At 40.7% G+C, this 24,803-nt stretch carries 20 protein-coding genes and 4 pseudogenes; 7 read left to right on the top strand and 17 right to left on the bottom strand.

Annotated elements, in window-relative coordinates; translation table 11 throughout:
* Positions 1 to 801 carry a zinc ABC transporter permease subunit ZnuB gene (znuB, locus tag ACG9ZB_RS08125; protein ID WP_419325287.1) on the top strand — a complete coding sequence of 267 codons (801 nt, stop codon included), beginning with the start codon at positions 1 to 3 and terminating at the stop codon, positions 799 to 801.
* 4 nt (positions 802 to 805) lie between these two features.
* Positions 806 to 1,302, top strand: a pseudogene (locus tag ACG9ZB_RS08120) (DUF523 domain-containing protein).
* Here the strand turns inward: ACG9ZB_RS08120 and ACG9ZB_RS08115 are convergent.
* Complete coding sequence (locus tag ACG9ZB_RS08115) at positions 1,283 to 1,903, bottom strand: LysE family transporter (RefSeq protein ID WP_419325286.1); 621 nt, start codon at positions 1,901 to 1,903, stop codon at positions 1,283 to 1,285. The pseudogene ACG9ZB_RS08120 and the gene ACG9ZB_RS08115 overlap by 20 nt on opposite strands.
* A 161-nt stretch (positions 1,904 to 2,064) precedes the next feature.
* On the opposite strand from ACG9ZB_RS08115, the gene ACG9ZB_RS08110 reads away from it, so the two are divergent.
* Entirely contained in the window at positions 2,065 to 2,985 is a 921-nt protein-coding gene (locus ACG9ZB_RS08110) for a Dyp-type peroxidase (protein WP_419325285.1), read from the top strand.
* Positions 2,986 to 3,090: 105 nt separating this feature from the next.
* Here ACG9ZB_RS08110 and ACG9ZB_RS08105 read toward each other — a convergent pair whose 3' ends face one another.
* From ACG9ZB_RS08105 to ACG9ZB_RS08085, 5 genes and pseudogenes are all read right to left on the bottom strand, one after another.
* The gene (locus ACG9ZB_RS08105; protein WP_419325284.1) at positions 3,091 to 3,615 is read right to left on the bottom strand and encodes a hypothetical protein; all 525 of its coding nucleotides are present in this window, start codon (positions 3,613 to 3,615) and stop codon (positions 3,091 to 3,093) included.
* A pseudogene (locus tag ACG9ZB_RS08100) lies at positions 3,615 to 6,034 on the bottom strand (hypothetical protein). Before ACG9ZB_RS08100 ends, ACG9ZB_RS08105 begins: the two are co-directional and overlap by 1 nt.
* Positions 6,034 to 6,567, bottom strand: a complete 534-nt coding sequence (locus ACG9ZB_RS08095) for a hypothetical protein (protein ID WP_419325283.1) — start codon at positions 6,565 to 6,567, stop codon at positions 6,034 to 6,036. Before ACG9ZB_RS08095 ends, ACG9ZB_RS08100 begins: the two are co-directional and overlap by 1 nt.
* 6 nt (positions 6,568 to 6,573) lie before the next feature.
* Positions 6,574 to 9,969: a type VI secretion system Vgr family protein gene (locus ACG9ZB_RS08090; RefSeq protein WP_419325282.1), complete on the bottom strand. Its 3,396-nt coding sequence runs from the start codon at positions 9,967 to 9,969 to the stop codon at positions 6,574 to 6,576.
* A 151-nt stretch (positions 9,970 to 10,120) separates the two neighbouring features.
* Positions 10,121 to 11,821 (bottom strand): NAD-dependent malic enzyme, encoded by a 1,701-nt coding sequence (locus tag ACG9ZB_RS08085; RefSeq protein WP_419325281.1) that lies wholly within the window; start codon positions 11,819 to 11,821, stop codon positions 10,121 to 10,123.
* Between the two features lie 273 nt (positions 11,822 to 12,094).
* On the opposite strand from ACG9ZB_RS08085, the gene ACG9ZB_RS08080 reads away from it, so the two are divergent.
* On the top strand, positions 12,095 to 12,694 hold the full coding sequence (locus ACG9ZB_RS08080; protein ID WP_419325280.1) for a hypothetical protein: 600 nt from the start codon (positions 12,095 to 12,097) through the stop codon (positions 12,692 to 12,694).
* A gap of 8 nt (positions 12,695 to 12,702) precedes the next feature.
* Here the strand turns inward: ACG9ZB_RS08080 and ACG9ZB_RS08075 are convergent, their stop codons facing one another.
* Complete coding sequence (locus ACG9ZB_RS08075; protein ID WP_419325279.1) at positions 12,703 to 12,987, bottom strand: DUF2798 domain-containing protein; 285 nt, start codon at positions 12,985 to 12,987, stop codon at positions 12,703 to 12,705.
* Positions 12,988 to 13,164: 177 nt separating this feature from the next.
* On the opposite strand from ACG9ZB_RS08075, the gene argS reads away from it, so the two are divergent.
* Positions 13,165 to 14,970 (top strand): arginine--tRNA ligase, encoded by a 1,806-nt coding sequence (gene argS, locus ACG9ZB_RS08070; RefSeq protein ID WP_419325278.1) that lies wholly within the window; start codon positions 13,165 to 13,167, stop codon positions 14,968 to 14,970.
* Positions 14,971 to 15,315: 345 nt separating this feature from the next.
* Positions 15,316 to 15,918: an SPOR domain-containing protein gene (locus ACG9ZB_RS08065; RefSeq protein ID WP_234963205.1), complete on the top strand. Its 603-nt coding sequence runs from the start codon at positions 15,316 to 15,318 to the stop codon at positions 15,916 to 15,918.
* 30 nt (positions 15,919 to 15,948) lie between these two features.
* On the opposite strand, the pseudogene ACG9ZB_RS08060 reads toward ACG9ZB_RS08065, so the two are convergent.
* From ACG9ZB_RS08060 to ACG9ZB_RS08030, 7 genes and pseudogenes are all read right to left on the bottom strand, one after another.
* Positions 15,949 to 16,549: pseudogene (locus tag ACG9ZB_RS08060) on the bottom strand (alpha/beta fold hydrolase).
* A gap of 14 nt (positions 16,550 to 16,563) precedes the next feature.
* On the bottom strand, positions 16,564 to 17,205 hold the full coding sequence (locus ACG9ZB_RS08055; RefSeq protein WP_419325277.1) for a glutathione S-transferase family protein: 642 nt from the start codon (positions 17,203 to 17,205) through the stop codon (positions 16,564 to 16,566).
* A gap of 129 nt (positions 17,206 to 17,334) precedes the next feature.
* Positions 17,335 to 17,733, bottom strand: a complete 399-nt coding sequence (locus ACG9ZB_RS08050; RefSeq protein WP_126038794.1) for an OsmC family protein — start codon at positions 17,731 to 17,733, stop codon at positions 17,335 to 17,337.
* Between the two features lie 102 nt (positions 17,734 to 17,835).
* On the bottom strand, positions 17,836 to 18,783 hold the full coding sequence (locus ACG9ZB_RS08045; RefSeq protein WP_419325276.1) for a pirin family protein: 948 nt from the start codon (positions 18,781 to 18,783) through the stop codon (positions 17,836 to 17,838).
* 565 nt (positions 18,784 to 19,348) lie between these two features.
* Entirely contained in the window at positions 19,349 to 20,917 is a 1,569-nt protein-coding gene (gene guaA / locus ACG9ZB_RS08040; protein ID WP_419325275.1) for a glutamine-hydrolyzing GMP synthase, read from the bottom strand.
* Between the two features lie 147 nt (positions 20,918 to 21,064).
* Positions 21,065 to 21,412: a NirD/YgiW/YdeI family stress tolerance protein gene (locus ACG9ZB_RS08035; RefSeq protein ID WP_419325306.1), complete on the bottom strand. Its 348-nt coding sequence runs from the start codon at positions 21,410 to 21,412 to the stop codon at positions 21,065 to 21,067.
* 90 nt (positions 21,413 to 21,502) lie between these two features.
* A pseudogene (locus ACG9ZB_RS08030) lies at positions 21,503 to 21,917 on the bottom strand (DoxX family protein).
* A 194-nt stretch (positions 21,918 to 22,111) separates the two neighbouring features.
* Between ACG9ZB_RS08030 and ACG9ZB_RS08025 the strand changes: the two are divergent.
* Positions 22,112 to 22,756, top strand: a complete 645-nt coding sequence (locus ACG9ZB_RS08025; protein ID WP_058952395.1) for a DedA family protein — start codon at positions 22,112 to 22,114, stop codon at positions 22,754 to 22,756.
* Here the strand turns inward: ACG9ZB_RS08025 and ACG9ZB_RS08020 are convergent.
* From ACG9ZB_RS08020 to ACG9ZB_RS08010, 3 genes are all read right to left on the bottom strand, one after another.
* Positions 22,753 to 23,346, bottom strand: a complete 594-nt coding sequence (locus ACG9ZB_RS08020; protein ID WP_419325274.1) for a LysE family translocator — start codon at positions 23,344 to 23,346, stop codon at positions 22,753 to 22,755. The genes ACG9ZB_RS08025 and ACG9ZB_RS08020 overlap by 4 nt on opposite strands.
* A gap of 214 nt (positions 23,347 to 23,560) precedes the next feature.
* Positions 23,561 to 23,950, bottom strand: coding sequence for a hypothetical protein (locus ACG9ZB_RS08015; RefSeq protein WP_201953173.1), 390 nt, complete (start codon positions 23,948 to 23,950; stop codon positions 23,561 to 23,563).
* Entirely contained in the window at positions 23,947 to 24,801 is an 855-nt protein-coding gene (locus ACG9ZB_RS08010) for a ParA family protein (RefSeq protein WP_419325273.1), read from the bottom strand. Before ACG9ZB_RS08010 ends, ACG9ZB_RS08015 begins: the two co-directional genes overlap by 4 nt.
* Positions 24,802 to 24,803: the final 2 nt, after the last annotated feature.

The following is a 24,803-nucleotide window of genomic DNA, read 5'->3' as shown; positions in this document are numbered from 1 at the left end:
ATGATGGAATGGTTACAACTGCTGTTGCCTGCATGGATTATGGGCACGCTCCTGGTCTTTTTGACTGCACCCCTGGGCTGTTTGATGCTATGGCGTCGCATGTCATTCTTTGCCGACACCATGGCACATGGCACATTACTGGGTGTCGCGATTGCAGGAGCAATGGCGTTGCCCCTATGGATGGGTGTGGCTTTTATTGCAGGGTTGTTGGTGGCAATCCTTTGGGTGTTGTATGATCCACGTTTACCGAATGACGCCTTGCTCGCACTCTGTTCTGCGACCTTGCTCTGCTCGGGTCTGATGTTTATTCAACATATTCCAAGCTTAAGACCTGAGTTACTCAGCTATTTATTTGGTGATTTGCTCACGATCACATGGGCAGACCTGCCCATTTTTGCCACTGTTATTGTTGTTGCATTGGCAGTGCTTTATAAGAGTTGGCAGGCTCAAATTCAAATCGCGATCGATCCAGATATGGCCGTCAGTGAAGGCGTCAGTGCGAAATGGCAACGTTTGATTTTTATGTTGCTACTGGCTTTATTTACCATTTTAGCGCTTCGTGCAGTAGGTTCTTTACTGATGGGTGCCTTGCTTGTCATTCCAGCACTTACCGCTCGACTGCTTGCCCACTCTCCAAAGCAAATGGTGATTTGGGCCTTTGTGATTGCACAAATTGGGGTGACGGTTGGTTTATGGTCCAGTGCAGGGCTAAATACTTCTACAGGACTCAGCATCGTCTTAACTATGTCGATTCTGTTTGCACTGATTTTTATCACACAGAAGTTTAAAAAACTGACTTAAATAAATGAGCTATAAACGTTATTTTATCAGCGCATGTCTACTCGGACAAAAAGTCCGTTATGACGGCAAAGACTGCTTAGTCTCTCCGTTAGTTGAAGCCTTGCTCGATAAAAATTATGTCAGCTTATGCCCTGAAGGCAGTGCAGGACTTCCAACCCCTCGTCCCGCAGCAGAAATTCGCCACGGGTCAGGTGCTGATGTTTTATTCGGTCAGGCACAGGTTTTTTCCGAAGATGGCTATCCGCTTAGCGATGTCTTTATTCAAGGTGCCTACCAGCTTTAGAATTGGCACAAGCCAATCACGTTACCCATGCTGTGCTCAAAGCCAATAGTCCATCCTGTGGCAGTGATGGCATCTATGATGGCTCATTTACTGAACAAAAAATTGCAGGGGAAGGAATCACTGCCGCCCTATTTCGTCAGCACGGTATACATGTGGTTACCGAGCAACAGTTTTTAGCAGAATTGACACGGACTAAATTTACTGATGAACTAAACTAAGCAATCCCGCCGCACAACTGAATAACACTGCGAAAGTACGATTGAGATATTTTTGCTGTCGTGGGGATTTTAAGAGTTTTAAAACTTTCGCTGCCAGCCCTGTATATCCCGCCATCACAATCAAATCTATCGTGACCATCGTGACAGCCATCACCGCATACTGACTCCACTGCGGTTTAGACAAATCCAAAAATTGCGGTAAAACTGCCAATAAAAATACGATTGCTTTGGGATTGCTCATATTGACCAAAAAGCCATACATCACCAATTTTGAATGCGATTTAGTCGGTTGTTCTTGTTGAATTTCAATCGATTGGATGGGTGCCATCCATTGTAAATAAGCCAAATACAACAAATAAGCCACACCAAACCACTTCACTGCCCAAAATGCCCAAGGCGTTGTGGCAAAGAGTACCCCTACCCCAGCCGCAACAATACCGATTTGCACCAACAAGGCGAGTTGTAAACCCAGCGCATTCCAATAACCATGCCGAAACCCGTAGTTAAGGCCACTCGACATTGACGCAATGGCCCCTGCCCCTGGAGAAATACTAATGATCCAACATGCAAGTACAAAGCCAAGCCAAATTTGAAATGACATAGTGGTATTGAGAAAAAAATGATCTTTAGATTATATGATCTTTCATGCTTTTAGGGTTTATTATTCATCAATGAATTTATCACTTAAGGCTATGAAGCTGAAACTGCATAAGGCACAATAAATGCAGCCAATAGAAATAACAATTTTTTTAGGAGCCATGAATGACCGCCCAATCTGTAATTCTGCCATTACCTTCAGATCATGCCCGTTTTATTGTTTTACGTTTAAAAGATTTAAGTATTGAAGAACTCAAAGAAAAATTAGAAGATTTATTTTCAACCCGTGATCGTCTTATTACCCAACATCCAAATGCGCAAATTAAAACGGCGGTTGCTTTTGGCCCTGAACTTTGGGCACAACTTTATCCTACAGCGCCTGCAGGGTTTAAACAGCTAGAGCCAATTTATGGCTCTTTCAATATGCCTGTTTCACCTGCGGATGTTTTAATTCATATTGCGGCTCAGCGTACCGATATTTGTTTTGCCCTGAGTCAATCGTTCTTTGAAGGTATCCAAGATAAAGTGGATGTTTTAGATGAACGAGTCTGTTTCCGCAATTTTGATGGTCGAGATTTGACTGGGTTCATTGATGGTACTGAAAACCCGCAATTCCCCGATGATCGTGCTGCAACGACCTTATTAGGTGAAAATTCTGGAGTATTCGCAGATGGCTCTTTTATCTTTGCACAGCGCTATTGCCATGATTTGGAAAAGTGGAAAAAGCTAAAGGTTGATGCTCAAGAGCAAGTCTTTGGACGGACAAAACTTGAAAGTATTGAACTAGATGATGACGTTAAACCTGAAAATTCTCACGTTGCACGTGTCGTGGTTGAAGATGATGAAGGCGAGGAAATGGAAATCCTACGTCACTCGCTTCCTTATGGCGATGGTAAAGGTGAGCAAGGTTTATTTTTTATTGCCTATACGAAAGATTTAAGCATTATTGATGCGATGTTACTGCGTATGTTCGGCACCAGTGGTGATGGAATTCATGACCGTATGCTTCATTTTGTGGCTCCTGTGGACGGTGCTTATTATTTTGCACCGAGCGAAGAGTTGTTGGAAGAAGTGTTGGAAGGGTGATTTTTAAAGCCAGTATCTAAAGTTGAAAAATTTTCCTCAAAAACTTAATCTTACTATTACCCACATTTTTACATAATAAGTAAGATTAAGTTTTAGATACGTTAGCTAAGCACAACCTTCCATTAAAGTTAAGTTACTATTTCCAACCTTAATACCGACAACAACACCATTTTCAATATCATAACGTGTTCCTAATTTTTTAGCGCTATCATTCCAATAAATAAGCGAATAGTCTTTTTTAGGATCACCATAGGGATTTGTTCTCTTATCTAAATTTTTAGCTGTATATTTTTTATTTATCTCTGCTTCTGGCGCACCTACCTTTATGCCATTATAGGATCTCCTATTACTGTCTATAGAGGAAATAATTGAAATTCTATTATTCATAATTTGAAATTCTATATCCGCGTTCTTATTATCCTTTGCAATAAAACAGTCACCTACACGACTACCATCAACCTCCTTCAAATTTTGACTATTGTCTCCAATTTTAAAACTCTCAAATCCATCTTCACTAAAACTACTGAAAGAACTCCCATTTTTATCAAAAGTATTACATGCCGATAATAAAAAACAGAAACACACCATTTTTAAAAATCTATCTTCTTTTATATATCTCATTAAAAACATTATATATCCTCTAAATTCGGGTTAAAATCATGCAGGTGAACATGGTTATTATGCCCACTCCAACTTTTGGAATATGGTAACAATTTATTTTCTTTAATTTTAACAGGATTAGAACCAAATAGTTTATATCCAAATTTATATAATGCATTTAAGAAATCAACATTTTTATCCCAATCAAAATGTTTATGGCTTGTATAAGTTAGTTCATTCATATGTCTATTATTAATAGCAATATACCTAAAATCTCCATTTTCACCATTTAAGTGAGAGACACTATCTCCTGGTGATCCATCTTTACAGCTAAAACCTGAACCTGTATATTCAGCATACCCAAGGCTGCACATAGCACCTAATACAGCAGAAAGAGCAACTCCTGAAAGATAATACCTTCCATCTTCACTATCTATTCTCCATAAATAGCCTATATTTCCATTTTTATACTGTTTATGTTTTCTTTGATCGATCAAATATACCGAACCAACCCCTTTAACTTTTTTAGAGTTCCATCTATTAGCTACATTAAAGTTTGATTTTCCTAAATTATGAATTCCACCATTCTGATCATAATAAATAAATTCAGCAAAGCCTGTTGCTGCTTTATTCTCCCTTTTGATGACTCCACTATAATAAATATGATATCGAGTAGTATCACTTGTTACTGACGATTGACTGCTTACTTCAGTTAATGGCTTTCCTCCATTTTCAGTATACGTATCGTTTTGCTTTGCTTGATTCTTCTTATCAGTCTCACTCTTAGCACTTTCTGCTTTTTCTTTCGCTTTATTTTCTTGAGCTTCTTTTTGTTTTTGCTGGTTTTTCAAATCTTCTATTTGCCTGTATTTTGCATCCGCAGTTTCATACATTTTTGATGCTTGTATAGCATTATTATTAACTATAAAATTCTGTATCTTAATTGCTTTTTCAACCCGGCTTAAAACTAGACTTTTCCCTTTAACTCCAAAACCAAAAACAAAACCTATTAACATTCGAACATTGATAATGCCAAGGCTATTTGTTCGTTTATGAATTTCACGCCCCCTATAAAAAATACTGAAAAGTGTATTTGGAATAACATTACCATCATGTATCACTGAAACCTTAAAAGTATGTACGGGCAATTTTACTTTAATCGTTTGATTTTTTAATGCAGCACTGACCCTAAAGTGATGTATGACCTGTTTTTGCCCGCTTCCTTCAACAGAAACCTCAATATCCTGTCCTTCTTCTGCAATAATACCTTGTTTAATGCCAGTACCATCAGCTGTATGCTTTTTAATATTACCCTTATAAGTGAGATAAAAATTCATATTTGAAATTGGTTTAGCAGAGTCACCTTCGACAATTTGGATATTAAAACTAACATCTTTTTGTACTAAATTTTTATCAGTTTCATCTTTAGATGTAGTAGACTGTGCTTGTTCATTTCTTACTTCTTGAGGTGTTTTATTAGTCTGATGCCTTGGATTAGGGGTATTATTTGCTTCTAGAACAGCAGGGTAGCTAGAAACTTTAAAATCACTTAAAACTGCCTTTTGCTTCTCATTTGCTTTTTGAATGATGCTATTTGACTCTTTTCCGTTAGCAACAATTTTTATTTCAGTATTTGGATTTCTAACAATAACAGGAAGGTTACCATTCTCATCACTCTTAACCTTAACTCTTGTTTCTCCTGAAATATATTTTCCATTATTTTTAGAAATGATTATTACTTCTTTATCTTTCAACTCTAAACCAGAGCTATCTTTTAAAGTAATATAGATTTTTCTTTTGCAACAAGTTTCTAAGTCAAAATCTCCAAACATCGATATATATGAGGAAATATGCGTACCATTTGCATCAGATATAGCAGATTTTTGCTTAAATTGAGGTGAACCAAGAAAAGTAGCTAACCCCCCTCCCCCATCAAGTGTGCACCAGCAATTGCTCCTGACTCTGTTACTTCAACCCCATTAATAATTTGTCCATAATATTGGTTAAAGTTTAATATCCTCATGCGTTTGCACAAATGATTAATCCAATCATTTACTGCCATTAATTGTAATTCAGGTTTTGTAAGAAAATCATTAAGTGAATAGATTCCATTTTTACCAGACCACTCTCCTTTCCAGTCATTTTTACCAAAAGTTGATCTAATAGTATTTATTTTCCCCCGCTCTTTTTCTGGGTTTAACTTTCTAAAATCTACACCTAGATCTCCCAAGTAATATCCTGTTTCAAATAAAGCAGACTCACCCATCTGGAAAAATCCACGGTGCCCCCCTGCACTTTTTTTAGCTGAAGCTATTATATTTATCTTATGATTTGGGCTTAACTTTAAATCAGCACTAGACTCTTTATAACTAACAGCTTGTATAAAACCATTTCTATCCAAATTGAAATCTTGCAGCGTACCATCTTTAAATTTTATTATTTTATTCATCACTTAAACCTATCATACATTTTATATTTAAAAATATTACTAATAGATGTTTCTTTAAATATATAACCGTTTAGAACTGATGCAATTTTTATATCATCACCTATTTTTCCGCAAGATAAATTCACATCAACCTGAACTTCTTTTCTAAATCCATTTTTAATATATTTTTGGTCTATCTTCCTTGAATAAGCAAATGAATTATCCTCATTATAAATCATAATAAGATCAGTTCTATCATCCTTCATATCAGCCCAGTAAACATAGTAATCTTTATTTTTATATTGGATATGATTACATATCCCTGTAGACATCCAATTTTTATCTTTGAGATTAAAACCAATTTTTCTTGCTATTTTTTTATTCTCATTACTAAAACCTTCTTCCCAGATATCGAAACATTGCACATCTGGTAGAACACGTATTTGTACAGCTGGCTCACTCCAATATTTCATACACTCGTTAACGTTTTCCGCATATAAATTCATACTATTAAATAGAATATATGAACCTAGCACTATCTTTAACGTCTTCATTTTAACTTAATCCTTGAGCCCAAAATTTTCAAAATCTAATTTCAAATCATCATCTTCATTTAACTCTTCAGCAATCTGCCTATTGTTATAACCATGTTCATCATCACCGCCACAACAGGTTTCATCCGGAAACTTACTTTGGTCTTCTGTAATTTTCTCCTCTATAAGCTGTAATTTATCGGAGCTATTATTACTCTTACCAAGTAGAAGAATTTCAACGTTATCCGCATTATCACTAAAGATCCTTTCTGTCCTTGCAAACTGATCAAGAAAACCGATGTATTCTGTTTTCTTTGCATGATTAATAACTTTATATTTGAACCCGTCTTTCAACAGATCATTATTAATCAACTCACTGAAATCAAAGCGTCGACTAAAGATTCCACTTTCAGGCATTTTAGGTAATTCAGCATTTACTGTAGCCCCCCCCACAAAACTATGCTGCCCCGCCTTACTTTCAAACTTTCCACCTGTTGTCGTAAAAATTCCATCCCCATTGATTTTGAGCTGTGAACCACCAGCAGTGAGTACAATTTCTTTCGGACTGGTTATTTCTATTTTATCTTCTGTTGAAATTAGCTTAATCACCTTACGTGCAATCGCCTCTATTGCATCATCTTGTGCCTGTAATTCGACTTTTCCTTTTGCAGCAAATGCTTTTAGCCCTTTTTGTGCAGCAAATAAGCTCACTTTATCCTGTGCATGCGCAATAATATTCTTCTGAGCACTTAAGTTAATGGACCCCTGTGCGCTTTCAGCGATGTCTTGAGTAGCTTGTAATACAATATCTTCAGGCGTTGTTAAGGCAATACCATTGGGGGAAGCCAACAGCATTAAAGCCTGACGAAAGATCTTCGCTTGAGCTTGTTTCTGGGTATCCTGCGTTTGCTCTGCCTCTTGAGCATATGTCTCCATAAAATCTTGCATGGAGCCCAATGCCTGCATGGGATGAACATTCAGTTTGCTGCCTTTATTAAAGCTTCCGCAAGCACTGGTCAGATCAAAGTCTTTCATATCAACATTCGCAATCACTTTACCAACATCTTTTAAAGCGCCGAGTGGATCCGCATTCAATTTGTCTTTCACGCCTTGCAACTGACTTTTTAAAGCATCTGTACCATGTTCTTCGAGGTTATCAATAAAGGCTTTTAAATTTTCTATTGAAGCCTCTGCATCCTGAAAATAATCTTTAAATTCATTGATCAAATTGTCTGTGTCTTGACCAAATTTTTGAATATCCTCAATAAAACCACCACACGTTTTTAATGCCGAAATCGGATCCTGACTGACTGCAGTTTTAAATAAACCAACAGTTGCTTGGAGGGCTTGATTGGCCCCTTTTAGCTCTACAGACTGAATCAATTTAGGCAGACGATTGATCACATTCAGTGCATCAGTCTGTTGTTTAACAGCCAAAGTACTCAGCATGTGCATACTGTCATGACCTTGCTGTAAGATGGACTGGGCTTCGGATGCAGCCAAATGATCTGCGACCGCTTGATCCTGTGCATAGGTACTAATCAAGAGGCCTTTGCCTGCACGCATGGCTCCCCATTGATCCGTTCTTAGCTCAAACCCCTCACCACGCCCATCACTGTTCTCAGTTTCTTTTGGATGACTGAGGTTACCGAGATTGAGCTGACTCGCTCCATGACTGCTGTGTAGCTGCACACTAATTTGCCCTGTCGTATCATCAAAACGCAGTTGGTTAAAGCCTTGCCCTGCAACCTCTTGTGAACGAATCCCGCTGAGTTTTTTCGTCGCAGGCAATGTCCCTTTCACATCAAACATGGTTTGGTGGCGCTCGGCCTCATGAATGCGTCCTACTACAAAGGGTCGATCGACATCCCCCTCAAAGAAGTCGATGACCACAATTTCTCCGACACGTGGATGAAAACGTGCGCCATACCCCTCCCCCGCCCATGGGGTCAATACATCGACCCAAGCCGAGTCCGTGTCATTGTCATTTGCACCCGCACCACCATCATGAGCATGGTCATCGCTACGCGTAAACATGAAGCGAACTTTAATCCGTCCCCATGCATCCACATAAATTTCTTCCCCTTCAGGCCCAACGACTTTGGCGCGTAAAGGATAAGCTGCTGGACGGTGTATCCACGCTTGATATTCAGGAACAATTTTGACCTCACGGCGTACGACAAAGAGTTCATTGGCTTGCCGTTCCTCACTCAGACCCTGCCAGCGACTTCCTTTTAATAACAGATTGATTTGCTGTAATAACTCTTTGGGTAAATTATTTTGGTTATAAAAAAATTTGCATAAAATGAGAAATTCACGCTCTGCGGACACATGCTGGTCTATTTCAGGATGATCCACCATTTCAAACCAATAGCCGACTTGCGCATCTCGAACGCTACTTTTTGCTGTGAAATATTTGGCCTGAAGCTCATGATATTGGTTCAGTTGTTGGTTGAGGCGATCTAGTTGACTGCTATTGGCAGACGTGGCCTGATCTTCACCTTGTAGATCAGCCGTCCATGCTGGACTGACACACCAGACTTGTTCCAGACCCAAGCTTTCATTGTCTTGTTGATCACTGTGCTGATGTGCACTCAATACAGCCTGACTCTGATCTTGAGCTAAATGTTGCGCTTGCCAACGCTGCGTCTGTACCGTGGTGGATTGTAAGTGACGTTCAGCAATAAAACTGGTGATGCTATCAAAAGGCTCAGTGGCATGGCTGCGGTGGAAACGAATCTTTCGGCGGCCCAGTGCTGTAAAAGCTTGATTATCATCCATCAAACGAAGTTGCTGTGCCTGAATCGGTTCCGACGAACTGAGCACCGTCGGAGCTTGTTCATCGATCAACCAATTAATACCTTCACTCCGCCATAGTCGAGTGAGAAACTCAGCGTCGGTTTCATTAGACTGCATGACAAAGGGTCGTACATCATAATCACGGCTCAAACCGTCTAAGTTCAGGCTTAAGCTAGCTGCAAATAATGTACTGTGACTTTGCCATTCACTAAACAGAGTTTCAGTGATTTCACGAACACTTTTACTCATAAACACGCGACTATTTCTACGCTTATGCCACAGCGCTGTTGCATCTTCAATCGTGAGTTTATAAACGGTTAGCGCACCATCACTTTGACCCTGACTGGCACTAGTAATCACCCCCGTCAGACGCGACAGCTGCCCCACATCAGTGACCTGATCAACCGCGACTCGCCCACCAATGAACTGTTTTAAAGGTAAATAAGCATTGGTCGATAAACATAGGATTTCAGCTTTTAGGCCCTGATTAATGCGATGTTCACCCTCAATGCGCTGAATAAACACCTGTGTGTTCAAAGCCGAATTAGAAAAATGAATATGCAAAGCACGTTTTTGTGAGCCGAATCCAAAGGATTCCAGCATTTTATAAATAGAATTGAACATGATCATTGTTAACTTATTGGTTTTTATACTTGTGCGCGGAGTGTACAAAATGTCTTTTTTTTAATCTAGTAAAATAATGTTAATGAAGACATAGCTCTTAAAAAACAAAAAGGAGCATTACGCTCCTTTTTGTTCAATCTCATTTTCAGCTTTAGAAGGCGACACGTTTATAGTGACGATACTCTGGCTTCCAGAAGTTTTTCTCAATCGCGTATTGCAATTGTTCATCACTAATAATCGGAGCTACACCTGCATCGATTGCTGCTTTAGCCACTTTAAAGGCTATCAGCTTAGAGACTTTCTGAATTTCATCAATCTCAGGCAATAAATCTGCTGTAGGATTGGTCAACATCGGTGAGCAATCTGCCAAAGCATTGCTCGATGCAATTAACATCGAATCGGTCACACGGGTTGCATTAGCGGCAATCACGCCTAACCCAATGCCCGGGAAGATATATGAGTTATTGCACTGCGAAATATTATAAATTTTGCCTTGATAATTGACAGGGGCAAAAGGACTGCCTGTCGCAATCAAAGCTTTGCCATCCGTCCAGTGAATAATATCTGCTGGCACGGCTTCGACACGCGAAGTGGGATTAGACAGTGGCAACACAATCGGACGATCACAGTTCGAAGCCAAAGTGCGAATTACTTCTTCAGTGAATAAGCCCGGCTGACCCGATACTCCAATCAACACAGTAGGTTTGGCATTTTTCACGACATCAAGCAGTGAAATCACCTCTTCAGCATTGCCCCATTGCGCTATCACGTCTGGCTTTTGCGCCAACTTACGTTGGAAATCGAGTAGATTAGGCTGATTTTCAGTGATTAAACCAAAACGATCGACCATATACACGCGTGCACGCGCTTCGGCATCAGTTAAACCTTCAACTTTCATCTGCGCAACAATTTGCTCAGCAATCCCACAACCTGCTGAACCCGCACCTAAGAAGGCAACGGTTTGATTTTTGAGCTGTTTACCTGCCGCACGTGATGCAGCAATCAAACTGCCCACAGAAACGGCTGCGGTACCTTGAATATCATCATTAAAACAACAGATTTCATCACGGTACTTATTCAATAACGGCATGGCATTATTTTGCGCAAAATCTTCAAATTGAATTAAGGCTTTCGGCCAACGACGCTTGATCGCAGCAATCACTTCATCAACAAAAGCATAGTACTCATCACCACTGATACGTGGTTGATTCCATCCCATATAAATTGGGTCATTCAGTAACTGCTGATTATTTGTCCCGACATCGAGAGTAATTGGTAAGGTGTAAGCTGGGCTAATACCACCACACGCGGTATAGAGCGATAATTTTCCAATCGGAATACCCATCCCGCCAATACCTTGGTCGCCCAAGCCTAAAATACGCTCGCCGTCGGTAATCACAATAACTTTGACATTTTTCTTGTTGATGTTATGCAAGATGTCATCAATATGCGCACGGTCTGGATAGGAAATAAATGTACCACGATGGCGACGATAAATATCCGAGAAACGCTGACAGGCCTCACCCACCGTTGGAGTATAGATAATTGGCATCATCTCACTTAAATGGTTTTCAATGAGGTGATAGAACAAAGTTTCGTTGGTGTCTTGAATATTACGCAAGTAAATGTGCTTATTGATCGCATCATTAAAAGCACAATATTGTTGATAAGAACGCTGACTTTGTTCTTCAATGCTTTCTTCAACATGCGGAATTAAACCATGCAAGTTGAAGCGAGTGCGCTCTTCTTCCGTAAATGCCGATCCTTTATTTAACAGCGGCAACTCAAGCAAGGTATTGCCAGCATAAGGGATGTATAAGGGTTGTTTTGTCTTTAAATATTCTGTCGTCATTACCTATCTCGTTGTACATAGATTGAGATGAACCTATGGGGAGAATCTATGCATCTAATTCGGCTACTAGCTTAGCGCCATTTGCGCGTCTTTTGATATTTATAAACGTGATGCAATTATCAAAGCGATTTAGTCTGAAAATAAAAATACTGAGTCATACAACTAAAAATAAGGACTGAAACAGACTTTTCGCAAAATTCAAAATGGATAAAATTGAACTTCACCATTACACAAGCTAAGCTAGCGCCTTTCGTAGTTCTCTATCCGCAAAAAATGACAATAAAAAAATTGATGTTGTTGAGCCTTGCATGTCTTTACCTCACACAAATGACAGCATGCCAATCCATTTCTACGGCGCAAACTACAGTGAGTGATAAAATTACAGGGCTATTTGGTCATAACAAAAAACTACCTGAAATCGACCCCAAAGGCATTGTCGATATGAGTAAAGCCACCATCGAGCAATATGAGCAACTCAGTGCAAATTTACCCTTGAACCAATGGGTCTATTTGGAAAATGAAAAACAAGGGACTTATCAGCTACAAAACAAATCGACCGAAGGCTTTGTACTCTCACTGCGTCTGAATTGTAAAAGCAGCAGTCATCCGCCTACGTTTGAGCTTCAAGATGTGCAAGGCAAACGTATCTTATACGGCTATGATAAAGAAGCAGGACAGATTCAGTTTTTACTCGACAACAAAAACTATGGCAATCCCTTTGATCCATTTCAACGCCAAACCCTGAGTCATTTTCAACAACAGCTTGCCAGTGCCAAAGTGATTAAGCTCTTTCACACAGGCAAACTGTATCGTTTTCAAAACCAAAATGCGGAACTCCTGAGCAAACCTGTTTCATGCCGTGAAAATAGCTAAAATGGGGCTTATTTGGGTGGGTTCAAATGTGATATATCGACAAACACACCAGTCAAACGGCGCACAATCGGCAGTACAATGAGCACGACAGGATAAGCCACCACCCAAGACATCATCCATGCGGACAGCCAAACCTGTAGGAAACTTTCCATCCAACACAAATTGCGCCAAAGATTGATCATCGAGATAATGCCACTCATAAAAAATGAGATAAAAAACGGCAAAATAAACATGGCATATTTTGCTGGCAACTTGGGAATATTCCCAATGATCATCGATCGCTGTTCAGACACGTTTCATCCTTAAAAACATGAATTTTGGTTCTGATCATACTGCACTTTTCATCTTTGTTGCAGCGCAATCGTTAGCAGTTAATGCACATTTTTTATTCTAAAAAAATGGATTCACCTAAAGACGCCGAAATTTGCTATATTTAGCGTTTTTCTGCGACATTAAATTTTCGACTGAATATGAACACGGCAATCCAAGCAGCTCTCGAGCACGCAGTGCAAAACCTTCAAGCTGAAGGCGTCCTTCCAGCAGACTGGAATAACAGCAGTAATTTGACGCGTACCAAAGACCGAAGCCATGGTGACTTCGCGTCCAATATCGCGATGATTGCCTCTAAAGCTGCAGGTATGAAGCCACGTGATTTAGCCGAAAAAATTCTTGCTGCACTGCCTGAAGTGGCGGACATCAGCAAAGCAGAAATCGCAGGTCCTGGCTTTATTAACTTCTTCTTAAATGCTGACCAACGTTTTGCCGTGCTCGATCAAATTCAAGCGCAAGGCAAGCAATTTGGTCGCACTCAAGCCAATGCTGCGAAAAAAATCCAAGTGGAATTCGTTTCTGCCAACCCAACGTCTAGCTTGCACGTTGGTCATGGTCGTGGCGCAGCCTATGGGATGACCGTTGCAACCTTGCTTGAGGCAACAGGTGCATCGGTAGACCGTGAATATTATGTAAATGATGCAGGCCGTCAAATGGATATCCTTGCAACATCTACCTATTTACGCTACCTCGAATTAACAGGCCAAGAACTGGTTTTCCCTAAAAATGCCTATCAAGGCGATTATGTTAAAGAAATCGCGCAAAGCATTATTGATGCTGATGGCGATGCATATGTCCGCCCCGTGGCAGACGTCTATAAAGATGTCCCTGAAGATGTGCAATATGCAGAAGAACTCGATGCTGAAGGCAATAAAGTTGTCCTTTCAGGCGACAAAGAAAAGCACATCGATGGTTTAATTCATAATTCACAAACCTTAATCGGTGAAGCTTACCGCGTATTCCACCAAGCAGCGCTGAATGCGATCTTAGATGACATCAAGGATGACTTGGGCGAGTTTGGTGTAACCTTTAACCAATGGTTCAGCGAAGCCTCATTGACAGACAAAATTGATGAAGCTTTAGAAACTTTAGAACAACGTGGTTTCTTGTACGAAAAAGACGGCAATATTTGGTTCAAATCAACTGAATTTGGCGATGAAAAAGACCGTGTTGTGAAGCGTCGTAATGGACAAACCACTTACTTTGCTTCTGACATTGCTTATCACCTGAACAAATTACAACGTGGCTATACCGATATCATTGATATCTGGGGCTCAGACCACCATGGCTATATTTCACGGGTCAAAGCCGCGATTGATGCCTTGGGGTATGACTCGAAGAAACTCACTGTTCTATTGGTTCAGTTCGTCAGCCTATGGCGTGGTGGTGAGATGGTACAAATGTCATCTCGTTCTGGTCAATTCGTGACTTTGCGTGACCTACGTAAAGAAGTGGGCAACGATGCTGCGCGTTTCTACTACGTGATGCGTAAGTCTGAACAACACATTGACTTTGACTTAGACCTTGCAGTTTCACAAAGCAAAGACAATGCGGTGTACTACATCCAATACGCGCATGCACGTGTCAATCGTATGGTCGATGTGAAAGCACCTGAAAAAGGCATTAGTTTTGATCGTAGCAAAGCAGCTGATTACGATGCGACCTTATTAACTCTTGACGCTGAAACTGAAATTCTTGCCAAACTTGCGGCCTATCCTGAAATTGTGCTTCGTGCAGCAAATAGCTATGAACCACACCAAGTGGGTAACTATTTGAAAGAGCTCGCGGCGTTATTCCATGGTTGGTATAACTTGGATAATACAAGAATTATCGACGAACAGAATATTCCCCTTTCGCAAGCCCGTTTATTACTTTCAATAAACGTACAACAAGTTTTGCGTAATGGTTTAGAGTTACTAGGTGTGTCTGCACCTGAGACGATGTAAATAGCAAAGCAACGCTTTGCACATTGTCGCAAGACGAAGGGCTATGCCCGAAGTAACTATGTAATAAGTGAAGCAAAGCTTCACACATGGCTGCAAGACCGAAAGCTATGCTTGAGGTAACGATGTAAAAAAAGCAACGCTTTTGCACATCGTCGCAAGATGAAGGGCTTTGCCCGAAGTAGCCATATCAACCCTGATGTATTGCTCGCTTTGTGAAACTTGAATTTTGCAAAGCGATTCTTTATTTTACGATGATGCCTCTTTTAATCCCTTGAGGCGAAGTATTAAAATAAAGAAAAGAATGGGTCAGTCCCTCATATTGATTAGAAGAAAAGAGGTTTCCACGTGTTTGGAAAAACGCAGCGCGGTGTATCTGAAAGACCGAACAAACCCAAAAAGCCACTGATTCCAGCTTGGCTCGGTACACTTGTGGTCATTTTAATCGTGCTCTGTTTTGCTGTAGCACTGTTACTGTGGAAGCCTTGGGCGCCAGTGAAGCCGAAAGGTCAAATCACTTCGGAGCATTATCAAGAAGAAACAAATAAAGACTACCGTTTCTACGACTTACTGCCACAGCAGCAAGTGACGCCGATTCCTGATCAAGCCATTCCTGAAACAAAAGATAATCCAAGCACCGTGGTGATTGTTGAAGCACCTGCTGCCGAAGAAAGTACCCCTACTGAACCAGGTTTAACCGAAGCAGCACCGACACCACAAGCACCAAGCTTTATTTTGCAAGTGCGTAGCTACCCTGATCCTGACAGTGCCGATGCACGTCGTGCAGAAATTATCTTAAATGGTCTCTCTGCCGATGTCGTCAAAACCGTTGAAGGCGGCCAAACATGGTATCGCGTGATTTCAGGGCCATACGACTCGCAAGAAGCTGCAGTGATTGCACAGCAAACCCTACAACATAGCGGGATTGATTCGATTGTGGTCAAACGCTAAAATAAAAAAAGGATGCCTCGGCATCCTTTTTTATACTCTGAGCTTGACGAGAAAATTTTGAATCAATTGCGTAACATGCTCTGCATACACATAAGCCAAGTCATGTTGTCCCTGTGACACGATGTGCAATTCTGTATGTGATATTTGACGGTGTAATGCCTGCCCCCGCAACAGGACTAATCGGATCTGCATCGCCCCAAATCAGCAGAACTGGACACTGGATATGCTCTAAACTGTCCGTCAAATCAGACTGATACTGAATAAACCAATCAGGAACCGTAAAACTCTGTTGATAATCCTCTCTCCAATCCGCCAGTTGAAAAGGACTTAAATCAATCCCGCCTGAGGTTGCCAAGAGCACCAAGGCCCGCACCTGTTCAGGTTTTTGTAGGGCAGCTTGTACTGCAAAAATACCACCCATAGATTGTGCAATGACCACAGAAGGCTGTTGAATTTGATTCAATACATCGTCTTGTAAGCTCTCAAAACTTTGCACATCCACATCATCAGGATAACCACCAAAGCTCGGATAAGCGACGACTATGCTTGAATCGTCCTAAGGAAGGTGCTGTATGACAGGTTGCCAGAATGTCGTATTGCCCGATGCACCGAGTAAGAAAATCAAGTTCAAACCATCACCACCCATTAGAACCCACTGAGCTCTTTGGCTTTTTTAAATGCTGGACGCTGCTGAATACGCTGTGCATAAGCCACCATTTGAGGGTTATGGGCTTTTACCCGCTCTTGCATCGCCACCACAGGAAAGCTCATTTGAATATCAGCAAAGGAAAAATCACCTGCAAAATAGTCATGTTGAGACAAATAATCTTCCAAATATGCACTGTGTTCTTTCAAGCGTGGATTAATAAAGCTACCTTTCACCCCATCACAAATTTTATTGGCAAGCGGTTTAATTAGAAATGGAACATGCTTCGGTACATGACTCATCACCAAGGTCATAACCAAATATGGCATCAACGAGCCTTCGGCATAATGCATCCAGTAGTTGTATTGCATTAAGTCCTTTGGATTTTTCGGTTTAAACTTGTGTTCTGTATCGTAGGTGGCTTGCAAGTATTCTAAAATCACCGCAGATTCTGCTATGACCAAATCACCATCGGTCAAAACAGGGGCTTTGCCTAAGGGATGAATGTTTTTTAACTCAGGTGGCGCAGCATAGGTCGGTAGGCGTTTATAAAACTTCACCTCATACTCCAGCCCTAACTCTTCCAAAGCCCATAAAATGCGTAAAGAGCGTGAATGTTCCAAATGGTGCAGGGTGATCATTGTTTTACCTTTTTTAATTGAAATCTAGCACCCACTTTACGCTAAAATTTGGATTTTGCACCTCTCGATACACATGAATATCCAGTCGCACAAAATCCTTTACCGCCTATAAAAAAACCGTCAAGCGAGTTAGACAATTGAGGTTTCAATCTCGACGGAACGTAATAAAGTTTTAGTGACTGGTGTTTTTTGACAGATGTCTAAGATTTTTTGGCGTGCTTCTTCTGTCAATGTTTGCTCAAACGACAAACGACGGCTGATCCATTCTCGGCCTTCTTTATTGGCATTAAAATCTGCTTCGACACTAAAAGTCCCCAATTCAATACCTTTGTGCTGCGCATACATACGTAGGGTAATCATGGTGCAGGAAATCAAACCTGTACAAATAAAGTCATAAGGTGCAGGGCCTTTGTCCTGACCGCCAAAAGACGCTGGTTTATCGGTAATGAATTGATGTCGCCCACTGCTTACTTTACCAGACCATGCTTCGACGCATGTTTTGACTTCCGCATTCGCAATGATTGCCATTTTTTTATTATCCTATTTTTCATTGATATTATTTTGAATAGATTTCAAGTATTTAAACTGTCCACCTATTCTGTTGTTGAACGACGTGTCGCAGTATTCCCTTTATTTTGAAGCGCGCATTTGGTCTGGAAATGCTGGAGCTTCTAAGCGCGGACCTTCATAGTCAGGAATCGAACCAAAACGTTCATCTTGTGCAATCCACTGATCACGTGCAATTTTCAATTCTTCTTGAGTACGACCAACAAAATTCCACCACAGTAAAATTGGACTTTCAAACGGCTCACCACCTAACAGTAACAAGCGGCTACCCGCATGAATTTCAATTTCAATCGCACTAACACCCTGCTCGAGTACCACCATATTGTCTTCTGTCAGTTCATTCCCATTAACCGTGGCCGTTCCTTCTAAAGCCATAAAGCCATATTCAAAGTTAGGATTGAGCGTTAAACGGGTTTTGGTACTTTCTGCTGCGCTTAAGTCCACCCCTAATAGCTCGGTATAGACACTCACAGGTGAAGTGGTATTTAAAAACTCTCCGACCAAAATGGTAAATGCTACCCCATCTTTTTCCACCACTGGCAGTTCTGGATAGTGATCGAAACGTGGTTCAACAGCAATTTCTGCATCGGGCAATGCAATCCACAATTGTGCTGCATGCATTTTGGTTTCTGTATCTGGTGCGACTTCCGTATGGGAAATCCCGTGTCCTGCGGTCATTAAATTGACCTGTTTTGGACGAATCAGCTGCTTGCTACCCAAACTATCGGTGTGCATCATGGTGCCTTCAATCATCCATGTAAAGGTTTGCAAACCGATATGTGGATGTGGGCCAACATCTAAACCATCCCCTTGTGGGAAGGTTACAGGGCCCGCGTGATCTAAGAAACACCATGCACCAATCATTCTTTTATGACGACTTGGCAGCGCGCGTTTGATGACCGTCCCTTGGCCTATTTCAGCACTTCTCAGTGGAAACTCTTGAATGAATTGATTTACGTATTTTTCACAGTCATCCGAATGTGAAAGTTCAGTATAATTATTATTCGTCATGTGCTTACTCATTACAGATCCATATGTCCTAGATCATAACAAGCAGATTCCCAACTGCACATCCCCAAAAATAGAATGCTGATTCTTAAACTTGGGACAATATCTTGTGTTTTCAAAACCTAACTACAAGACAATGAGTGGATGTAAAAATGTTGTTACATCTTTCTCCCTATATGCCTTAGGAGTTCATACGCATCTACTCAAACTTTATTAGAAAGTATAGATATTACGATTCCGAATGACTCACTTCATCCAAATAATCAAACACCATTAAAAAAGAGCGCCTAAGCGCTCTTTTTTTAAGATAATTTTCGTCAACTGCCGCGAGCATAGCTCTTGGCGTAATTTAGGCAAGAAAATTCGCTTCTTAAAAGCCTTTCTGCCGCAGGCGTAGCCTTTGGCGTAAAACTGGCATGAAGCGTTGCTTCATGAAAGCCCTTCCTGCCGCGAGCACAGCTCTTAGCGTAATTTAGGCAAGAAGCTTCGCTTCTTGAAAGCCTTTCTGCCGCAGGCGTAGCCTTTGGCGTAAAACTGGCATGCAGTGTTGCTTCATGAAAGCCCAGTTTTACTCCCATTCAATCGTTGCTGGTGGCTTAGACGATACGTCATAAACAACACGAGAAACATCTTTAATTTCGTTCATGATACGAGTCGAAATTTTATCGACAAGATCATAAGGAAGATGTGCGAAACGTGCTGTCATAAAGTCAACGGTTTCAACCGCACGAAGTGCAATCACCCATGCATAACGACGGCCATCACCGACGACGCCAACAGATTTCACAGGTTGGAATACAGCAAAGGCTTGTGCAGTTTTATCATACCAACCGCTAGCACGAAGCTCTTGCATGAAGATGTCATCTGCAAGACGTAAAATGTCTGCATATTCTTTCTTCACTTCACCCAAAATGCGCACGCCCAAACCTGGACCTGGGAATGGATGACGATATAGCATTTCATGCGGTAAGCCTAAAGTTGTACCTAAACGACGTACTTCATCTTTAAACAAATCACGGATTGGTTCAACTAATTCAAAAGCTAAGTCATCTGGTAAACCGCCCACATTGTGGTGAGATTTAATCACATGTGCTTTACCATTTTTAGTTGCCGCAGATTCGATCACGTCTGGGTAAATCGTCCCTTGAGCAAGGAAGTTTACGCCATCAAGCTTACGCGCTTCTTCAGCAAAAACTTCGATGAACTCACGACCAATGATTTTACGTTTTTTCTCAGGATCAACTTCACCCGCAAGTGCAGTCAAGAAACGCTCTTCAGCATCGGCACGAATCACACGGATACCCATGTTTTTCGCAAACATGTCCATCACTTGCTCACCTTCGTTCAAACGAAGCAGACCATTGTCTACAAATACGCAAGTCAATCGATCACCAATCGCACGGTGTAAAAGCGCAGCAACAACCGAAGAATCCACACCACCAGAAAGACCTAATAGAACTTTCTGATCACCAATTTGCTCACGTAATTGTTCAACACGTAAGTCGATGATGTTTTCAGAGTTCCACAAGCTACGACAGCCACAAATGCTGTGTACAAAGTTAGATAATAACTCTGCACCTTTTGCAGTGTGTGTTACTTCTGGGTGGAACTGAATACCGTAGAAGCGACGTGTTTCATCAGAAACCATCGCCACTGGACAGCTTGGTGTGCTTGCAGTGATTTGGAAACCTTCAGGAATCGCTGTCACTTTGTCACCATGACTCATCCAGACTTTAAGTTGGTCTTTGGTGTCTTCAAGATCACCAATCAACTTGTCACGAACTTGGATGTTTACTTCGGCATAACCGAACTCATGTACAGTACCCGGCTCAACTTTACCGCCAAGCTGTGCAGACATGGTTTGTAAGCCATAGCAAATACCCAAAACTGGTACACCTAAGTTGAACACAACTTCTGGCGCACGTGGGCTGCCTTCTTCGTGTACGCTCTCAGGACCACCTGATAAGATGATACCGTTTGGATTAAATGCACGAATGTCTTCTTCAGACATGTCATAGGCATACATTTCAGAATATACGCCAGCTTCACGTACGCGGCGTGCAATAAGCTGGCTATATTGAGAACCGAAATCCAAAATAAGGATACGATCTTCAGTAATTTGAGTATTGGTAGTCATGACAAACAACTATGAAAGGCAAACGAATATAAGCGCCGTATTCTAGCATTTTTCCGCGCATAACGCACATAATTCGGACAAGCTTTATACAACGCTTAAAACCCAATGGTTTTTATATCAAAAAGCACGCTTTCGCGTGCCTGATGTTTATTTCAAAACTTTTTCTATTTTAACGACTTCAATATCGGTCGGTTTATAACGATGTGTATCCACCTCTCCCACAACCTGCACTTTATCACCTGCTTTAATATTAGATGCTTTCCATAAATCGTCATCAATATCGAGCAAAATAACCCCTGTACCATCGCTGAACTCGTAGTAGTCTTCATTGAGATATTTAAGCAGTGTCCCTTTTAAAGTGACCGCCGTTTCATCTTTGAGCTTTGCAATGGCTGACACAGAGACATGATTCTTTGCTGCTTCTTGTAAAATGATATGATCATCTTTGGCCCATGCACCAGTGGCAAGACTTAAACTTGTAATACATAACCCTATTTTAAAAAGATTTTTTCATCTTATTTTCCTCATGTTTTATTGATCTTGATCAAAAAAAATAACGTCCACACCGTACTTTTTTATTTTGAATTATTTTTCAATCAAATGATCTAGACTCATTTTTCCTGCACCATGCAGCATTAGAAAAAATAGACCACCTGCCATGGCAAAATTTTCCATAAAATTAATGCTGGCTTGTGCGCCATCGTGAAAAATAAACGCCGTAATAACACTAAATAGGTCTAAGCCAAACGCAGCAAAGCGGGCTTGAAAACCAAATAACAGCGCTAAGCCACCACCAAACTCAACTAAAATGGTTAAAGGTAATAGCGCTCCAAGCCCCCATAGACTCCATATACCCTAAAGTTACGCTATAAGCTGAAATTTTTCCCTAGATTGCAACAAGGAAAATATAAGCCATCAGTACACGGGGAATTAAAGCTAAAACTACATCTGTATTGGGTTGATTGACAATATTTTTGGCCACAACATTTCGATTAAATATTTTTACACCTTTAAATAGGTTTTATTTGAAGTTGTAGCTATCTTAATGTTCTCTATTTTTAGAATAAATATCAATTTTCATCACACATCGTTTTAAGATAAGAACACTGATAGCTAAATTTATTTACGTTTTAATACTGACTTCTGATAACGAGACTGCTAGGATTTCCGCACTCTTTTGCTTATTTGTGCCCCATGGAACTGATTGATTTTATATTACATGTCGATGACCATCTGCTTGAGTTTATCACCAACTATGGGGTTTGGATTTATGCAATTTTGTTTCTCATCATCTTTGTGGAAACAGGTTTGGTGGTCATGCCGTTCCTACCCGGCGACAGCTTATTGTTTGCCGCAGGTGCCTTAGCAGCATCCACAGGTGCAATGAATCCGTGGACTCTTGGTGTTTTACTTTTTATCGCGGCCGTACTGGGCGATACGCTGAATTATCACATTGGTCGTTATATTGGACCGCGCGTTTTTGAAATCGAATCCCGTTTCATCAATAAACAACATCTGATTAATACACAAAAATTCTTTGAAAAACATGGTGGTAAAACTATTATTTTTGCGCGTTTTATTCCTTTTGCGCGGACTTTTGCACCTTTTGTAGCAGGTGCAGGAAAAATGGATTACAAATTTTTCCTGTCTTATAACCTAATTGGCGCATTCTGCTGGATTGGTTCATTCATTACTTTAGGCTATATTTTTGGTAATGTGCCTGTGGTCAAAGACAATTTCACGCATCTGATTTTCGGCATTATTATTATTAGCATCTTGCCGGGAATCATTGGTTTTATTCGTGCCAAATTAAAGAAAAAATCAACCACTGAAGCTTAAGCAAAAAAACGTAGAATCACGGGGAACATACACACCAACAACAACATGGCCGATCCTTTATATAAGAGATCGGCTTTTATTTGTTTGGACTCACCCGATAAAATGGCACGGCCAAAAGCCATCCAGAACAGTGCCGTTGGCAATAACACCAGACTAAACACCGCAAACACCAAAAAGAAATTGGTGGGATTATCCCAAGCTTCATAGGGAAAAATACCTGCAGCAAATAAGACCGCTTTCGGATTTTTCAAAGTAGAAAAAAATAATTGTTTAGGTCGAATCGAGGTAAAACGTTGATTATGTTTTTCTAAGTGCGAGCTTTTCCACAAATGAAAAGCCAACCAAAATACATAAACTGCACTGAGTGCATGTAAAAGATCAATCAAATAAGGCCAAGTCGGTGTAGTGAGATGAATCAGGAGTGCCCATAAATTGATGGCATAGAAATACCCAAACAGTTCTGCGGGTACAAGTAAGCTGGTCTTCGCCAGACCTTGCTGATGTGCAGAGCTTGCGAGTAAAGCATTGGTCGGTCCCGGAATCATCAAGACAGCAATCATTGCCAATACAAACAGCCAACTCTCAATCATAGACATCCAACAACAGGATTAAAGATGCGCAATTTAGCCGAAAAAGAGTGGCTTCCTCAAGTCAAAGCGGAAAAAACACAGGACCCATGAGGTAAAAAAGTGCGTGTTAAAACGATAATTCATTGTTTTATTGAAATTATTTTTGAAACATTTTGCTAAGATTTTAATGACTGCTGAAAGATTAAACCCTTCAGCAGGATGAATAAATGCGACATTAATTCGTCTTATTTTGCACGGTAATCGCACAACCTTTAAATTTTGCAGCTTGTACAATCGCCTCTTGCTGACCCAAAAGTCGTGAAATTTCAGTTTTTTTGGTATTCGATGATTGTCCCATATTCACTGAAACGCTTGGACCAAAGCCCCAACCGCCACCATGACTCCATCCACCACCCAGACCTAGACCTACGCCAACACCCGTGCGTTTCGCAGTAGGTACACCTTCATCTAAATGTTGCTGAATCCGATTATATTCTGCTTGTAACTGTTGGCAGTTCAAAGCTTGATACTGTGTAGGAGAGACATAAGTCGGTTTAACCGTTGTGGCACAGGCGCTCAATAACAGCGTACAGCCCATTAAAAAAGCAATTGTGATCTTTTTCATGCTGAATCTCGCAATTTATTATTCTCAATCTCATTGAACAATGATTGATAGGCCTGCGTCAATTTATGATCGTGTGCAAAATGAATTAAGGGTAAATTTTTGTGGTGCGATTCTTTCATCAGCACTGATGGAGGCAACATACTTTCTAATACAGGAAGACCTTCATCCTTCAGCTGTTGCACCACTTCACGCGGAAGTTTGGCTTGCGCTTGGAACTGATTCACCACAATGCCTTCAATTTCCAAATGATCATTATGATCGTCTTGAGTTTCGAGTACATTTTCGATCAAAGTTTGCAATGCACGTTTAGAAAAGACATCACAATCAAACGGAATCAGGACTTTATTGGCTGCGATCAGTGCCGACAAAGTAAAGAAGTTAAAAGCTGGCGGTGTATCGATATAGACACGATCATATTTTCCAGCAAGTTGTTGTAACGCATCACGTAGTTTATAAATTTTATGTTTTGACTCTAAAGCATATGCCAATGCCCCGAGGCTTGGGCTTGCTGGAATCACATCCAAATTTTTAAAAGGGGATTGATGTACATAACTTTCTAAACCTTTAGCTCGCCCTTTGAGGATCGAACCAATGGCGCTGCCCAATAGACTTTTATTTTGAGTCGTTCCAAGCACTTCTTCAAAATAGTTTTCAATATTGGGTTCTAAAGCTGGTTTGTCTGCCGAGTATGTTGCGTCATCGCCCAATACATACTGACTCGAATTCGCTTGCGGATCTAGATCAATCAGTAAGGTTTTTAAGCCTTGATGTGCACTAATTGCTGCCAAATTCACTGCAATACTGGATTTACCGACACCACCTTTTTGATTAAATACCACACGTGTATGCATGA

This window comes from Acinetobacter johnsonii, from assembly GCF_048551975.1.
GTDB lineage: Bacteria > Pseudomonadota > Gammaproteobacteria > Pseudomonadales > Moraxellaceae > Acinetobacter > Acinetobacter johnsonii_A.
Note: the sequence above shows the minus strand (reverse complement) of the source record. Positions and strands in the feature narration are given on the sequence as shown.

What these genes read in the sequence shown, in the direction of transcription:
- znuB (WP_419325287.1), top strand. Translation starts at nt 1, where the DNA reads ATGATGGAATGGTTACAACTGCTGTTGCCTGCATGGATTATGGGCACG.
- ACG9ZB_RS08115 (WP_419325286.1), bottom strand. Translation starts at nt 1,903, where the DNA reads ATGTCATTTCAAATTTGGCTTGGCTTTGTACTTGCATGTTGGATCATT.
- ACG9ZB_RS08110 (WP_419325285.1), top strand. Translation starts at nt 2,065, where the DNA reads ATGACCGCCCAATCTGTAATTCTGCCATTACCTTCAGATCATGCCCGT.
- ACG9ZB_RS08105 (WP_419325284.1), bottom strand. Translation starts at nt 3,615, where the DNA reads ATGTTTTTAATGAGATATATAAAAGAAGATAGATTTTTAAAAATGGTG.
- ACG9ZB_RS08095 (WP_419325283.1), bottom strand. Translation starts at nt 6,567, where the DNA reads ATGAAGACGTTAAAGATAGTGCTAGGTTCATATATTCTATTTAATAGT.
- ACG9ZB_RS08090 (WP_419325282.1), bottom strand. Translation starts at nt 9,969, where the DNA reads ATGTTCAATTCTATTTATAAAATGCTGGAATCCTTTGGATTCGGCTCA.
- ACG9ZB_RS08085 (WP_419325281.1), bottom strand. Translation starts at nt 11,821, where the DNA reads ATGACGACAGAATATTTAAAGACAAAACAACCCTTATACATCCCTTAT.
- ACG9ZB_RS08080 (WP_419325280.1), top strand. Translation starts at nt 12,095, where the DNA reads ATGACAATAAAAAAATTGATGTTGTTGAGCCTTGCATGTCTTTACCTC.
- argS (WP_419325278.1), top strand. Translation starts at nt 13,165, where the DNA reads ATGAACACGGCAATCCAAGCAGCTCTCGAGCACGCAGTGCAAAACCTT.
- ACG9ZB_RS08055 (WP_419325277.1), bottom strand. Translation starts at nt 17,205, where the DNA reads ATGATCACCCTGCACCATTTGGAACATTCACGCTCTTTACGCATTTTA.
- ACG9ZB_RS08050 (WP_126038794.1), bottom strand. Translation starts at nt 17,733, where the DNA reads ATGGCAATCATTGCGAATGCGGAAGTCAAAACATGCGTCGAAGCATGG.
- ACG9ZB_RS08045 (WP_419325276.1), bottom strand. Translation starts at nt 18,783, where the DNA reads ATGACGAATAATAATTATACTGAACTTTCACATTCGGATGACTGTGAA.
- guaA (WP_419325275.1), bottom strand. Translation starts at nt 20,917, where the DNA reads ATGACTACCAATACTCAAATTACTGAAGATCGTATCCTTATTTTGGAT.
- ACG9ZB_RS08025 (WP_058952395.1), top strand. Translation starts at nt 22,112, where the DNA reads ATGGAACTGATTGATTTTATATTACATGTCGATGACCATCTGCTTGAG.
- ACG9ZB_RS08020 (WP_419325274.1), bottom strand. Translation starts at nt 23,346, where the DNA reads ATGATTGAGAGTTGGCTGTTTGTATTGGCAATGATTGCTGTCTTGATG.
- ACG9ZB_RS08015 (WP_201953173.1), bottom strand. Translation starts at nt 23,950, where the DNA reads ATGAAAAAGATCACAATTGCTTTTTTAATGGGCTGTACGCTGTTATTG.
- ACG9ZB_RS08010 (WP_419325273.1), bottom strand. Translation starts at nt 24,801, where the DNA reads ATGCATACACGTGTGGTATTTAATCAAAAAGGTGGTGTCGGTAAATCC.